The following is a 13,034-nucleotide window of genomic DNA, read 5'->3' on the forward strand; positions in this document are numbered from 1 at the left end:
GAAAACCTAATTAAGGAAACAGATGAACCAGTTTTGACTATAAATTTTGATCACAAAAAACTTGCTGTTAATGCCGGAGATGTAACAGTTATAATGAGGGTTGTAGAGGAAGTATTCCCTGATTATAAGCGCGTGCTTCCAAAAGCATTTAAATCAAGGATAGTTTTTAATAAAGATCAATTTTTGGAGAGTTTAAAAAGAACAATGATCATTGCAAAGAGGGGAACAGACAAAGTTCAGTTAAAAGTTTTGGATGATACATTGGAACTCAGTAGTCAAAGCCCCGAATATGGAGAAGTAATAGAAGAAATTCCTATTGAAAAAGAAGGAGAGGACATTACAATTAATTTCAATCCAAGGTTTTTAAATGAAGCGGTTAAAAAGATTGAGGAAGAAGAAGTTGTTTTTAACTTTGTTGATGAACTTAGTCCAATGCAGATAAATTCTAAAAATGTTGGGGAATATCTATATATAGTTTTGCCTGTTAGGGCATAAGGAGGAGTTAAAAAGTGAAAAAAGGCTTTACTTTAATAGAACTTTTGATTGTTTTAGCTGTTATTTCTGCATTACTATCTGTTGCAACTCCAGTTGCTTTAAGATCTGTGGCCAAAGCCAAGGCAACTCAAGTTGCAATGAATTTAAGAAATGTTAATAGTGCTCTTGAACAGGCTTTACTTTTATATCCTGACGAGTTTAATCCTACAGCATTGTCAGGAAAAAATATACTTTTTGAACTTTACAATAAAGGATTTATTAATGTTGATTTATCTACAAAGGGATATCAGGTAGTTTATGATGATAAAGATAAAAAATATCTGATAAAGTATACTAATAATGATATTGATCCGATACTTGTAAAAAGTGCATATCCTGCAGTAAAACAAAACGATGACGGTGAATTGTACGTGGAGGTTAGTTTGCAATGATAGAGCTTTTTAGTGTAAGTAAAAGATACAAAAAAGATTGGGTTGTCAAGGATATTAGTTTTTCAGCTTTGGATGGAGAAGTTATTGGGATTATTGGTAGGAACGGTTGTGGGAAAAGTACGATTTTGAAAATGGTTGCTGGAATAATAAGGCCAACACGTGGTAAAATAAAGCTCAATTCTAATTTGATATCTTATATTCCTGAAAAACCAGTTCTTATCCCTGAATTAACACTTGAGGAAAATATTGGTTACTTTGCAAGTATACGTAATGTTAGCAAGGAAAAGATAGATAAAGAAATAGAATATTTTCAGTTATCATCACATTTAAAGAAAAGACCCATGGAGCTATCAAAGGGCTTGCAGCAAAGGTTGTCGATGGCGATAGCACTTTTGATTAATCCTGATATCGTTCTTCTTGATGAACCAACTAGTGGTCTTGACGCAGAATCAAAAAAACTGATTTTAAATAGGATAAAAGAATTAAAGATGAATAAAAAAACAATATTGTATGTGACCCATGATGATGAGGAGATTGAAAAAATTTGTGATAAAGTGTTAATATTAAACAAAGGTGTAAAGGTATTCTTTGGATCAGTCGAAGATTTTTGGATGAAGTATGAAAGATTTGTTTATGTTACCCTTGCAAAGGATAAAGAAACAAAACTTGTGAGAATAGAAGATTTAAAAAATTTTGAAGATAAAGTTCATATCAGAAGTGTTGGGATTAGAGAATATTTGGGAGGATTAGAGAATGGAAAGTAATGAAAAGACTTTAAAGTTAACAAGAATTTCTGACGAGGAATTAAAAAATTTTTTAGATATGAAATTTAAAGATTTTTCTGCTGAAGAGGTAAATTTTGATTTGTTTAAAGATGAAGTTAACACACTAACCTTTCAAATTGAATTTAAAGGGGATAGTGCTGGAATTGCACAGTTTTACAACATAGATTGGGTTAATAGAAGTGCTTGTATAAGGATTTTTTGGAATGAAGCTATTGAAAATGATGTTGAAGTTAAAGTTGTAAGGTTGATGTTAAAATATGCTTTTGAAGTTTTGAATTTAAATAGAGTTTATTCAAAGGTGGTCGAATATAAAAAAGATACTATTTCTGTATTAAAGAAATGTGGATTTTTACAGGAAGGGATGGAACGTCAGGCGAAGTTTTTCAAAGGAAAGTATTGGGATGTGTTGAGATTTTCAATGCTTTATGAAGATTATTGGAGAGCAATAGAAGATTTAAAATAGGCCAAAATCGGCCTATTTTTTTTTGAAGATATGTTATAATTATCTCAGGGTGGTGTTAATATGAAGAAAATGGCAACTTTTTTTGATGAAGGGGATAATGGGATTGTCTGTAGACTTTGTCCTAGACATTGTTTTTTATCTGATGGACAAATTGGATTTTGCAAAACAAGAAAAAATGAAAATGGAATACTCTATACAATAAATTATGGCGAGATTTCATCAATTGCAATGGATCCAATTGAAAAAAAGCCTTTATTTCATTTTAGACCAGGGAGTAAAATTTTATCGATAGGCTCATGGGGTTGTAATTTTTCATGTGGTTTTTGTCAAAATTGGGAAATCTCTCAAGTAAAGCCTGCTGTTAAAACTGTTACACCTTCGCAAATTGTGGAAATAGCAAAAACAAGAAACTCAAATGGAATTGCATATACTTACAATGAACCTATAGTAAGCTATGAATTTGTTCTTGATACGTCTAGAATAGCACATAAAGAAGGATTATACAATGTTCTTGTTACAAATGGGTATATTGAATTTGAACCACTAAATGTTTTACTTCAGAGTATTGATGCTATGAATATTGATTTAAAAGGGAGTAATGAAGAGTTTTATAAGGAAATGGGAGGAAGTTATAGTCAAGTTTTAAAGGTTATAGAAACTGCAAAGAATCGTGGAGTTCATGTTGAGGTTACCACACTTGTTATACCTACGAAAAATGATGACGAAAAAGAACTAATTCAAGAATTTAAAGATTTAGCAAAAATTGATAAAGATATACCTTTACATCTTTCAAGGTATTTTCCGGCGTATAAATATGAAATACCGCCGACACCTATTGAAACCTTGGAAAAATTATATAGTATTGCAAAAGAGTATTTAAATTTTGTTTATATTGGTAATGTCTTTGAGCCAAGATATGAAAGTACTTTTTGTCCAGATTGTGGAACACAATTGATTTACAGAGAAGGTTATAATGTTGATATAAAAAACATTACAGAAGGAGGATATTGCAAAGTATGCGGAAGAAAAGTAGTGGTGACATAAATAAATTAACAAAATTATCTTTGATATCTACAGTATTAATTGTAGTAATTGTTGCAATTATTCTTATTGTTGCGGTATTTTTTAAGCCAAACATGAAGTATGAAACTTTTGAGACTTTTTCTCTGGGGACTTATGTTCAACTTAGAATATCTACTAGTGTAAATCCATCTGTTTTATCAAAAGAAATATTTAATGAGCTTGATAGAATAACCAAAAAATTTGATGCGTACAATGAAGAGTCTATTATTTACAAAATAAATCATAGTAATGATTGGGTAGAAGTTGATGATGAAACTTTTGCAATTTTGGATCTCTCGCTGCAATATGCAAAAAAGACAAATTTTGCATTTGACCCAACTCTTGGAAGAGTAATTAATTTATGGGGATTTTCAAAATTCTCTGAAAAAGAGGCTAGTAGTTTAGTAGTTCCTAGAAAAGAAGATATAGAAGAAGCTTTGAAACTTTCAGGTGCAAAGCTTGTAGAAATTGATTATAAAAAGAAGGCTGTGAAAACAAACGGAGTTTGGTTTGATCTGGGAGGAATTGTAAAAGGATATGCACTTGAGAGGGCTTATCAAATTGCAAAACAAGCAGATCCAAATTGTACAGGTTTTATTGAAGCAGGTGGAGATATAAGGATACTTGGGCCAAAATTTGGCAAAGAATATTGGATTATAGGTATAAGAAACCCAAGGGGTAACGATAGTATAGACTATATATATTTGAAAAGTGGTGCAGTAGCGACAAGTGGAGATTATGAAAGATATTTTATCGTTGATGGGAAAAGATATCACCACCTAATAGACAGTAAAACAGGATATCCTGCAGATAGTGCCATTAGTGCAACGGTTGTATCTGATGATGCGATAAAGGCTGATGTATTTTCGACTGCGGCTTTTGTGTTTGGCAAAAAAGATTGGATTTATACAAGGACTATTATTCCAAAGTATGATTCTGAAGTATTTTTGGTTACGCCTGAATTTGAATATTTGAAAACCGACGGCTTTGAATATTATGAAAAAACATATTAAGGAGGTTGTCTGATGAAGAAGTTAAAAAGTTTTGGCGGAAAGAATCTTTCAGGTAAGTCTATGAATCAACTACAAAAACTTCAGGAAGAGATGCAAAAAAAACTTCAGGAAGTTGAGGAAGGATTTTCAAATGTAGAAGTAGAAGTTAGTGTTGGTGGTGGGGCTATTAAAATTTTAGCAACAGCTGATAGAAAAGTTAAAGATATTGAAATCGATGAGGATTTATTAAGCGATGGTGAAACATTGAAGGATTTATTAACAGCTGGTATTAATGAGTTAATGGAAAAGATAGAAAAGATAAGGGAAGAGGAAATGGCAAAAGTAACTCAAAACTTGTTACCATTTGGTTTTTGAGGTGAAATTTTGAAAAGAGAAAGCTTTTATTATCTTATATTTGTCAACGTATTTATACTTTTTCTAATCGAGATATTTAAGTTTTTTATTCCAAATGAGGCTGTGTTATATCTTATGTTTGGAGCACAATATGGGCCTCTTGTTTCACATGGACAATGGTTTAGAATAGTAACCTCCATGTTTGTTCATGGAGGTTTTATTCATTTAATATTTAATATGTATGCACTATTTTTTCTTGGTAGAATTGTGGAAAATGTGTATGGAACTGAAAAATTTTTAACGTTTTATTTTTTAAGTGGAATTGTAGGAAATTTAGCAACTCAAATTTTTTATTATAACTCATTTTCCGTGGGAGCCAGTGGGGCAATATTTGGTCTAATTGGTGTGTTGTTTGCTGCAGGTTTTAGAAAAGATACTCCTTATTCGCTAAAGCCTATTACTGGGAGTGCACTTTTGCCAATGATTGTTATTAACATTATTTTTGGTATTATGCCGGGGACAAATATTAATAACGCGGCACATATTGGTGGTTTTTTAACGGGGATGTTATTGGGATATATGATCCCACTGTATGATTATTCCTGGAAAGTAAGGAAAATTTGGAAAGTTATAATGTGGATTTTAATTTTGCTTGTTGTTGTATCATATATTTCTCTCATAATTTGGGGAGTGATAGGATGAAAAAAATTTTTTTGTGGATTTTCTTCATATTGCCGTTATTTTTATTTTCTGAAGTTGTACTCATTTATCCAAATTATGGGGTGTTAGTAAAACAAATAAAAAACGGAGAAGTTATACCTTCAACCTGGGAAGTTTTGGGCGTGGAATCATCTTGGTATGTTAAAACATATGAATATGTTGAAAAAGTTAAACTTGTTGAAGATGAAGATTTTGTATTAAAAGATTGTGAACTAAGAGATGGAATTTTTATTAGTAAGGATGGCAAAAAATATAAATTTATTAATGATAGGCTTTTTGAAATAGTTCAAGAAAACAATGAAATCAGAAGAATATTTATAGATTCAAGTCCTTCTACAGCAACATTTACGATTGATGGTGGTTTCCAGTTTTTCTATATATTGAAAGAAAATGAAATGTATCAATTTCTAAAATTATATGCGGATATTGAAGAGGGTTTTGTAATAGTAGTTTCAGAGCCAGAAAGTAGCTATTATACTACATCAACCCGTGCTATGCTTTATGAAAAAGAAGTCTACAATATGCAAGGCAAAAAGATCTTTACTCTTGGAAATATGAAGGATTTAAAAAATAGAAAAACAATCCTTATGGATAAATTTTCGGTTGAAAGAAAAGATTACAATTTTGTATCAATAAATGGATTTAATTCAGTCGATTGGCAACCATGCCAAAGAGTTGTATATGTCAAATCACCAAAACAGATTCCCTCTGGTCAAGTTCAAATTTGGTCGAGTTTATCGGGAAAAGAAGTTCCGATTGATACTACAATAATCAAAGATGTTGATGAAGAAACGGAGATTTTTCTTGGCCCGTCGTGGGAAAATTGGTATAAATGGAGTATAGATAGCTCAGTTGCATTTGCAAATAGAAGAAAAATTTCGGCTACGTTGTATTTGAAGGGAAGAGGTGAATATAAAATAAGAATAAATGGAAGAAATATTAATAATTTAAAAACAAATGCTGAAATTGTTGAAAAAAAGCAAGACTATGTAATTTTATTATCTCATAACACACAAACAATACATATTGAATATGATGAGGATAGGGATTAATTTTTCATAGCGATGCTGTCAATAAACACTAATGTATCAAACACTCTAAGATAATATTTATCACTGTTGTTCCAAAAGTTTAGAGCCTTTATTATATTGTAATTTGTAATGTTTTTCATAATGAGGTATAAGTATCTATAGGCTATCCTAATTTGAAGAGCTGGGAATTTAATTAGATCATCGTGTGATATTTTTGAAAGAATATGTTTTATTTCCGGGAAAAATAGTGCAACATAATCCGTTGCAGATTCGTGTAATTGGCAGTAACCAACCGCGTGACCACTATCACCATACAAATTTTTAAATCCACTTTCTGAGACTATAACTGCCACAAATATTTGATAAGGGACTTGTGGAAATTTTTCATATTCTTCTGCAACTGTTTGTGCAATTACTTTTGCTCTTTCATCATTTACTCCGTAGTATTTAGCAACTTTGTATGTATAATTATATGCATCAGTGTATAGATTACCAAATAGTATACCTGCACTTAGAATTAATAAAAGGGTGAATAACAATCTATTTTTCATAGTTTCTACCTCCATTTAATTTTGTTATTGCAGAGTAATTATAATATAAAATAGATTTACAATTGTTTATATAAGAAAACAAATTGAGAACAATTTAAATACAAATGTTAACTAAAATGGCGGAAAGGTATGATATAATTAAGATATGAAAAAAATAATAACAATCTCACTCATTTTTGTTGTCATTTTGTTACATGCAGCTCATTTAGTAGAAGTAGATACAGTTACATCGACAGGGGTTACTTTGATTGTTAAACCCTATTATGATGCATCTCAAAAACCAAAAGTTTATCTTTATGGGCCAACAGGTTTTATCAGAGCAAAATATAAAGGTAATGATTTATATGAATTTGATGATGGACTTTTTAGATGGGTTATACCAATAATAGTTGGTAAAAATAAACTTGGTCAGACTGTATTTGGTACAATATCGGGCCCTATATTAGATCTGTACCAATATAAGAAGAATATTTCAATTAAAGTAGTAACTAATCCTGAAGATTTATCTTTAAATGTGAAAGTTTCTACAGATTATCAGCTTATTTCTGGCACGATTGATGGAAAAAATATGATTTTGTTTAAAACAAGTAAAGGATATGTATTATATACGAAAGAAAAGAGAAATGAATTAAAAAATGTACTTTCGCTAAAAATAAAACTGCCAAGTGGAAAAATCAAAACAATTTCGTATGATTTATTTACTTTAAATGGTTTTACTACGTATTTACGAGGTGATTTTACTCCGTATGTGTCAAGTATAATTTCCACTCATATTGTTCAAAAAGGTGAAACATTGTGGGAAATTGCAAAAAAATATGGTGTGAGAACAGCAGATTTACAAATAATTAATAACCTTGAAAATCCTGATAAGATTTATTCTGGTATGAAATTAAAGATTGGGACAGTACAATTTACCGAAGGTTTGACTAGCATTGTTGTTAATCTTTCAACATCGAGATTAGCTGTTTACTATGCAGGAAAACTTGTAAAAGTTTTTCCGGTAGCAATAGGTAGAAGTGATTCTATGCCTCCTGGAATATACTGGATTTTGAATAAACAAATTGATCCAGCATTATATTGGTACGGGGAGTATATTCCACCACGTTCCCCAATTAATGGTTTAGGTACTCGTTTTTTACAACTTTCAAACCCTACCTACGGTATACATGGAACAACTAAGCCTTGGGAAATTGGAAGGAGAATATCTCATGGGTGTGTAAGGATGTTTAACTTTGATGTAGAAGCATTGGATGCATTTGTGGACTTGGGAAGCCCAGTTTTAGTAATAAAAAGTTTTGAAGATTTTCCTGAAGATATTTCACAAATACCAGAATTTTTATCATTCAAAGAGAAAATAAGAAATAAGGAAGGTGAAAGCTCATGAATATTCTAATAACAGGGGCGAATAGAGGTATAGGATATGCATTATTACAGGAAGCTTTAAAAAGAGGACATTTGGTTATAGCTGCTACTAGAAAACCAGAAATGATAAAAATTGATAATAATAGGGTTAGTGTTTATTTTCTTGATTTGCTTGATAAAGATTCAATTGAAAAATTTGTTGAAACGCTTTCAGTAGAAGTTGATGCTTTGATTAATAATGCAGGCGTTTTGTATAAAGATAGTTTTGAAAACCTTGAATATGATTATTTTCTTAATACATTTAAGGTAAATACTTTAGGACCATTATTTTTGAGCCAACGACTATATAAATCCGGTAAATTAAAAAGTGGTGGGAAAATTATAAATATTAGCTCAATTCTTGGTTCAATAGCTCTTTTGGGCGGTACTACAAGTTACTCTTATTCAGTTTCAAAGGCCGCTTTAAATATGGTTACAAAGTTACTATCAAGTAAGCTTAAGGACATTAAAGTCATATCTGTACATCCTGGATGGGTAAAGACAGATATGGGAGGGAAAGAAGCTCCTGTAATGCCTGAAGAATCTGCAAAGGGAATTATGGATATTATTGAAAATGTAGAAGAAAGTGGAGTCTTTTTGGATTATACGGGAAAATCGCTTCCATGGTGAGGCATACTTATTAAAACCACGGAGCTTCTTGGTTCTGCTGTATAAACAAATCCAACTTGCTCGGGTGAGTCTAGAAAATCGTAGGGTGAAGGTTTAGCTGTATCTACAACTCTATACCATGTCTTTCCGTGTAAAATTGGAAGCGTAAAAGTTAATGGTTCTCTCCATTGATTTAGAATGACAAATATGTCATTATCTTCTTTTGCATCTTTACACAAAAAGTCGCTACCACTTATCATGAAAGCTATGGAATGTGAGTAATACCCCCAATCAGGTTGGAAAGGTTTTACACCGTGCCAGGAAATATCTGCTATACCATCTCCTGTAAGATCCCTACCGGTAAAGAAATGTTTTCTCCTTAATGCGTGATGTTTTTTTCTAAATTCAATCATTTTTTTAAAAAATCTAAAAATGTCTTGATGTTTTTCTTTAAGAGTCCAATCAAGCCAAGTTTTTTCATTATCTTGACAATATGCATTGTTGTTTCCATGTTGTGTTCGATAAATTTCATCGCCCATTAATATCATGGGAGTTCCATGTGATACCATAAGGATGGTTATGAAGTTTTTTACTTGTCTTTTTCTTATTTCGTTAATTTTAGGATCATCAGTTTCACCTTCAAATCCATAGTTATAGCTGAAATTTTCATCAGCACCGTCTCTATTATTTTCACCATTTTCTTCGTTATGTTTATGGTTATAACTTACCAAATCCCTCATTGTAAATCCATCATGGCATGTAATAAAATTTATACTTGCGTGCGGCCTTTTTTTACCGTAAAGGTCTTGACTGCCAGTAATTCTTTTTGCGAGTTCTATTAATACTCCTTCATCGCCCCTTACAAATTTTCTTACCGTGTCTCTATATTGTCCGTTCCATTCAGCCCAACCTTCTGGAAATTCTCCTAAAAAGTAACCACCAGCAGCATCCCAACCTTCTGCAATTAGTTTTAAACCATGCAATATGGGATCTTCGGCAATATCTTTAAGGAGTGAAAAATCTCCAATCCATCTTCCATCTGGTGTCCGCCCCAAAACAGCTGCCAAATCAAATCTAAAACCATCTACATGCATTTCAGTTGCCCAATATCTTAAACTGTCGATAATAAGTTCTTTAACAACTGGGTGATTACAATTTAGGGTATTTCCACATCCTGAATAATTAAGATAGTATCTTTTGTTATTAGGATCAAGCATATAGTAAATTTCATTGTCAAATCCCCTAAAATTTAATGTTGGGCCTAACTCATTTCCTTCACCTGTATGGTTATATACTACATCCAAGATCACTTCAAAACCATTTTTGTGAAGTTCTTTAACAAAATCTTTAAATAAGAATACCTGTTCGCCTAATTTAAGACCAACCGAATAGTTTCCAGTAACTGCAAAAAAGCCCAGAGGATTATACCCCCATATATCCTTGAGTCTTTCGCCGGTGATTGGATTTATCCTATCTATTGAATTAACGTTAAATTCAAAAATAGGCATTAATTCAATAGTTGTTACACCCAATTCTTTTAAGTGATCTAGTTTCTCGATTATTCCCAAAAATGTTCCAGGAAATTTTACCTTTGAAGTGGGACTAATTGTAAAGAGTCTTACATGCATTTCGTATATTATAGTGTCTTCCCATGGAATATGAAGTTGTTTATCGCCTTCCCAATCATATTTTGAATCATCTATTACAATTGATTTTGTTGGACTAACTGCCGAATCTTCTTTAGAGAAAGAAAGATCTCTTAATGGAGAATTTATATCGTAACCGTATACAGAAGAAGAATCCCAATCAAAGGAGCTGGAAATAGCTTTTGCATATGGATCAACCAATAACTTGTGGTGGTTAAATCTTTTTCCATTTTCTGGATCATATGGTCCGTATACTCGCCAACCATAGTATTGACCATGACCAACCCCATATACATATATATGCCATATGTCTCCCGTTTTGTTGTAGTTAGGATCAAGTTCAAATCTATGTGAAGGTGTTGCATCATAGTAGTTTTGATAGAGTTCTAGTATTACTTTTTCTGCATGACGTGAAAAAACAGCAAAATTAACCCCGGTGTCGTCCGGGGTTGCACCTAATCTCGGATATCCTCTTTTTGTTTTTAATTTAACACTTGAATCAGGATTATTATATTGCAAAGGATAATCAGCCATATTATTCGTAAATTATCTCATGAGAAAATTCTGGTACAACTTGTTTGAGCATTGCTGAAACTGCACAATATCTTTCCTGTGAGAGATTTACGGCTTTTTCAACTTTGTCTTTTGGAGGTTCACCATTGAATTTAAAAATATATTTTAAGTGTATTTTAGTGTATACCTTTGGATGTTCTTGTGCTACTTCAAAATCTACTTCCATTCTAAACGATTCAAGAGAGTCTATTACTCTCATTTTCCTTAGCAAAGATACAACATCCATTCCGGTACAGCCCATAAGAGAGTATAGAATAAGTTCTTTAGGTCTTGCACCTGCATCTTTGCCACCGACAGTATCATTTGCATCGAGAATTAAATCATGTCCTGAAGTAGTTTTGCTGTAGAACAGCATTCCAGAATACCAGTTCATTGATGCATTTGGCATAGAGTTTCACTCCTTTCAAAAATATTATACCACCATTTTTCCAGATATTATTAAAATACCAAGAATTATTAAAAAAACTCCACCAAATATTTTTAAAATCTTTTCCCATTTAGGTGTTCCAAAACCACCTGTAAGTAATTTGGATATTGGTGCGCCAATTGTCAAAAAAGGTAAAGAAATACCCAAAGAGTATATAAATAGAAGAAGCCCTCCCTTATACGGATTGACGGTTGTTGCTATAGTCAAGATTGATCCTAAGATTGGACTGCTACAAGGAATCCAAATTAAGCCTATAGCTGCTCCCATAAGTATTCCAGTTAAAAGACTACCGCCTTTAAAATTCCAGACATTAATTTTCTTTGGTTTTACTATTTCTTTATTAGACATATATAGTATTCCCATTACAATAATAATTGTACCTAAAATATAATTTATAACTGTTCCGTATTTTGAAAAGAAAATTCCAAATACAGAAGAAAAAATACCAATAATTGAAAAAAATACTGAAAAACCAATGAAAAATCCAAAAAGTTTTAAAAATTTATTTTTTGCGGTAAATAAAACACCTAAAAAGGCAGGTATTAAAGGTAAAACGCATGGACTAAAAAATGATAATATCCCATGCAAAAAAGCGATCCATATACTTACGTCTTTATAAAACATATATTAAACCACCTACTCATTTACAAAAAGAATTCTAAAGACACCTGATTGTTTTAATTTTTCTAAATCTTCTTCAGAATAAACTAGGTAAACAGTACCTTTTTCAATTTTTTGATCGCTTGTATATTTTTTTGCATTTTTGTCGTGTGCTAATACAAAATCAGCATCAGTATTTGATATGTTTATAACCTTTGTTTTAGGATTGAATGATTCTTTGTTATCAAGAAAGGTTTGAAAGTCTTCTCTATAATCTTCGTATACGTATTTAAGTATGTAATTTAAAGCGTTTAGAAAATCTTCAAGAGGCATAAATCCGGGTACCATTGTTATACCAGCATCTTTGTACCAAAAGACAAATGTAGGAGTTCCTCTTACACCGAATGCTCCAAAAAGTTCATTGTTGGTATATTCATTTTCAAGGAATTTTGTTTTGATGTTGCTGGGTTCAATTTTTACAAAGGTGTAGTATAATTTTAAAAGTTCTTGAAATTTTTCATCAGAAAGTACTTCTGATTCAAATTTTTTACAATAGACACAACTTGGTGAAGAAAAGTATATTATTAATGGTTTGTCTTCAATCACTGAAATTTTGTGTGCAATTCCTAAATCATACATGGTATAATCATACGAAAAAGAAATCATAGTAGCTAATACTAAAAAGATAAAGATAAATTTTTTCATATTTTAACCCCTTTTCACTTTTAATTTTTTCATCCCGATTTTTTTGAAAAATTTAATTAAAGGGCAGCTAAACTTAAATTTAAAAGCCATATGTAATGCACCCCGAAAAATTGGACAGAAATTACGAAACTTTTGTAAAACTTAGATATTCTTCATATACCTCCCGCGGACTTCTGTATTTCAACGCAC

The 13,034-nt window shown here is 31.6% G+C and carries 15 protein-coding genes and 1 pseudogene; 11 read left to right on the forward strand and 5 right to left on the reverse strand.

Annotated features, from left to right (window positions below; all coding sequences use genetic code 11):
• The 9 genes and pseudogenes from JG780_RS08145 to JG780_RS08185 all read left to right on the forward strand — a co-directional run.
• Positions 1-495: pseudogene (locus tag JG780_RS08145) on the forward strand (DNA polymerase III subunit beta); the annotation flags it as partial.
• A 14-nt stretch (positions 496-509) separates the two neighbouring features.
• Entirely contained in the window at positions 510-926 is a 417-nt protein-coding gene (locus JG780_RS08150; protein WP_012580185.1) for a type II secretion system protein, read from the forward strand.
• Positions 923-1,690 carry an ABC transporter ATP-binding protein gene (locus tag JG780_RS08155; protein WP_287570043.1) on the forward strand — a complete coding sequence of 256 codons (768 nt, stop codon included), beginning with the start codon at positions 923-925 and terminating at the stop codon, positions 1,688-1,690. Before JG780_RS08150 ends, JG780_RS08155 begins: the two co-directional genes overlap by 4 nt.
• Positions 1,680-2,174, forward strand: a complete 495-nt coding sequence (locus tag JG780_RS08160) for a GNAT family N-acetyltransferase (RefSeq protein WP_287570045.1) — start codon at positions 1,680-1,682, stop codon at positions 2,172-2,174. Before JG780_RS08155 ends, JG780_RS08160 begins: the two co-directional genes overlap by 11 nt.
• 60 nt (positions 2,175-2,234) lie before the next feature.
• On the forward strand, positions 2,235-3,218 hold the full coding sequence (gene amrS / locus JG780_RS08165; protein WP_287570046.1) for an AmmeMemoRadiSam system radical SAM enzyme: 984 nt from the start codon (positions 2,235-2,237) through the stop codon (positions 3,216-3,218).
• Complete coding sequence (locus JG780_RS08170; protein WP_287570047.1) at positions 3,191-4,249, forward strand: FAD:protein FMN transferase; 1,059 nt, start codon at positions 3,191-3,193, stop codon at positions 4,247-4,249. Before amrS ends, JG780_RS08170 begins: the two co-directional genes overlap by 28 nt.
• A gap of 12 nt (positions 4,250-4,261) precedes the next feature.
• Entirely contained in the window at positions 4,262-4,603 is a 342-nt protein-coding gene (locus JG780_RS08175) for a YbaB/EbfC family nucleoid-associated protein (protein WP_004101751.1), read from the forward strand.
• Between the two features lie 9 nt (positions 4,604-4,612).
• Positions 4,613-5,284, forward strand: a complete 672-nt coding sequence (locus JG780_RS08180; RefSeq protein WP_004101754.1) for a rhomboid family intramembrane serine protease — start codon at positions 4,613-4,615, stop codon at positions 5,282-5,284.
• Positions 5,281-6,354 (forward strand): hypothetical protein, encoded by a 1,074-nt coding sequence (locus JG780_RS08185; protein ID WP_287570049.1) that lies wholly within the window; start codon positions 5,281-5,283, stop codon positions 6,352-6,354. Before JG780_RS08180 ends, JG780_RS08185 begins: the two co-directional genes overlap by 4 nt.
• Here the strand turns inward: JG780_RS08185 and JG780_RS08190 are convergent.
• Complete coding sequence (locus tag JG780_RS08190) at positions 6,351-6,884, reverse strand: hypothetical protein (protein ID WP_012580191.1); 534 nt, start codon at positions 6,882-6,884, stop codon at positions 6,351-6,353. The genes JG780_RS08185 and JG780_RS08190 overlap by 4 nt on opposite strands.
• 145 nt (positions 6,885-7,029) lie before the next feature.
• Here JG780_RS08190 and JG780_RS08195 point away from each other — a divergent pair, with 145 nt between their 5' ends.
• Both JG780_RS08195 and JG780_RS08200 read left to right on the forward strand, forming a co-directional pair.
• On the forward strand, positions 7,030-8,268 hold the full coding sequence (locus tag JG780_RS08195; RefSeq protein WP_004101760.1) for a L,D-transpeptidase family protein: 1,239 nt from the start codon (positions 7,030-7,032) through the stop codon (positions 8,266-8,268).
• Positions 8,265-8,915, forward strand: a complete 651-nt coding sequence (locus JG780_RS08200) for an SDR family oxidoreductase (RefSeq protein WP_004101762.1) — start codon at positions 8,265-8,267, stop codon at positions 8,913-8,915. The genes JG780_RS08195 and JG780_RS08200 overlap by 4 nt, the downstream gene beginning before the upstream one ends.
• Here the strand turns inward: JG780_RS08200 and glgX are convergent.
• Genes glgX through JG780_RS08220 form a run of 4 tightly spaced genes read right to left on the reverse strand, consistent with a single transcriptional unit; the run spans position 8,888 to position 12,845 of the window.
• On the reverse strand, positions 8,888-11,074 hold the full coding sequence (glgX, locus tag JG780_RS08205) for a glycogen debranching protein GlgX (protein ID WP_012580193.1): 2,187 nt from the start codon (positions 11,072-11,074) through the stop codon (positions 8,888-8,890). The two genes, JG780_RS08200 and glgX, sit on opposite strands and share 28 nt — an antisense overlap.
• Position 11,075: 1 nt before the next feature.
• Positions 11,076-11,501 (reverse strand): OsmC family protein, encoded by a 426-nt coding sequence (locus tag JG780_RS08210; RefSeq protein WP_004101763.1) that lies wholly within the window; start codon positions 11,499-11,501, stop codon positions 11,076-11,078.
• Positions 11,502-11,525: 24 nt separating this feature from the next.
• A complete protein-coding gene (locus tag JG780_RS08215) occupies positions 11,526-12,164 on the reverse strand; it encodes a cytochrome c biogenesis CcdA family protein (protein ID WP_004101765.1) in 639 nt (212 codons plus the stop codon).
• A gap of 12 nt (positions 12,165-12,176) precedes the next feature.
• The gene (locus JG780_RS08220; RefSeq protein ID WP_287570053.1) at positions 12,177-12,845 is read right to left on the reverse strand and encodes a thioredoxin family protein; all 669 of its coding nucleotides are present in this window, start codon (positions 12,843-12,845) and stop codon (positions 12,177-12,179) included.
• Positions 12,846-13,034: the final 189 nt, after the last annotated feature.

The organism is Thermosipho sp. (in: thermotogales) (assembly GCF_020054775.1).
Classification (GTDB): domain Bacteria; phylum Thermotogota; class Thermotogae; order Thermotogales; family Fervidobacteriaceae; genus Thermosipho; species Thermosipho africanus.

What these genes read in the sequence shown, in the direction of transcription:
- JG780_RS08155 (WP_287570043.1), top strand. Translation starts at nt 923, where the DNA reads ATGATAGAGCTTTTTAGTGTAAGTAAAAGATACAAAAAAGATTGGGTT.
- JG780_RS08160 (WP_287570045.1), top strand. Translation starts at nt 1,680, where the DNA reads ATGGAAAGTAATGAAAAGACTTTAAAGTTAACAAGAATTTCTGACGAG.
- amrS (WP_287570046.1), top strand. Translation starts at nt 2,235, where the DNA reads ATGAAGAAAATGGCAACTTTTTTTGATGAAGGGGATAATGGGATTGTC.
- JG780_RS08170 (WP_287570047.1), top strand. Translation starts at nt 3,191, where the DNA reads ATGCGGAAGAAAAGTAGTGGTGACATAAATAAATTAACAAAATTATCT.
- JG780_RS08175 (WP_004101751.1), top strand. Translation starts at nt 4,262, where the DNA reads ATGAAGAAGTTAAAAAGTTTTGGCGGAAAGAATCTTTCAGGTAAGTCT.
- JG780_RS08185 (WP_287570049.1), top strand. Translation starts at nt 5,281, where the DNA reads ATGAAAAAAATTTTTTTGTGGATTTTCTTCATATTGCCGTTATTTTTA.
- JG780_RS08190 (WP_012580191.1), bottom strand. Translation starts at nt 6,884, where the DNA reads ATGAAAAATAGATTGTTATTCACCCTTTTATTAATTCTAAGTGCAGGT.
- JG780_RS08195 (WP_004101760.1), top strand. Translation starts at nt 7,030, where the DNA reads ATGAAAAAAATAATAACAATCTCACTCATTTTTGTTGTCATTTTGTTA.
- JG780_RS08200 (WP_004101762.1), top strand. Translation starts at nt 8,265, where the DNA reads ATGAATATTCTAATAACAGGGGCGAATAGAGGTATAGGATATGCATTA.
- glgX (WP_012580193.1), bottom strand. Translation starts at nt 11,074, where the DNA reads ATGGCTGATTATCCTTTGCAATATAATAATCCTGATTCAAGTGTTAAA.
- JG780_RS08210 (WP_004101763.1), bottom strand. Translation starts at nt 11,501, where the DNA reads ATGCCAAATGCATCAATGAACTGGTATTCTGGAATGCTGTTCTACAGC.
- JG780_RS08215 (WP_004101765.1), bottom strand. Translation starts at nt 12,164, where the DNA reads ATGTTTTATAAAGACGTAAGTATATGGATCGCTTTTTTGCATGGGATA.
- JG780_RS08220 (WP_287570053.1), bottom strand. Translation starts at nt 12,845, where the DNA reads ATGAAAAAATTTATCTTTATCTTTTTAGTATTAGCTACTATGATTTCT.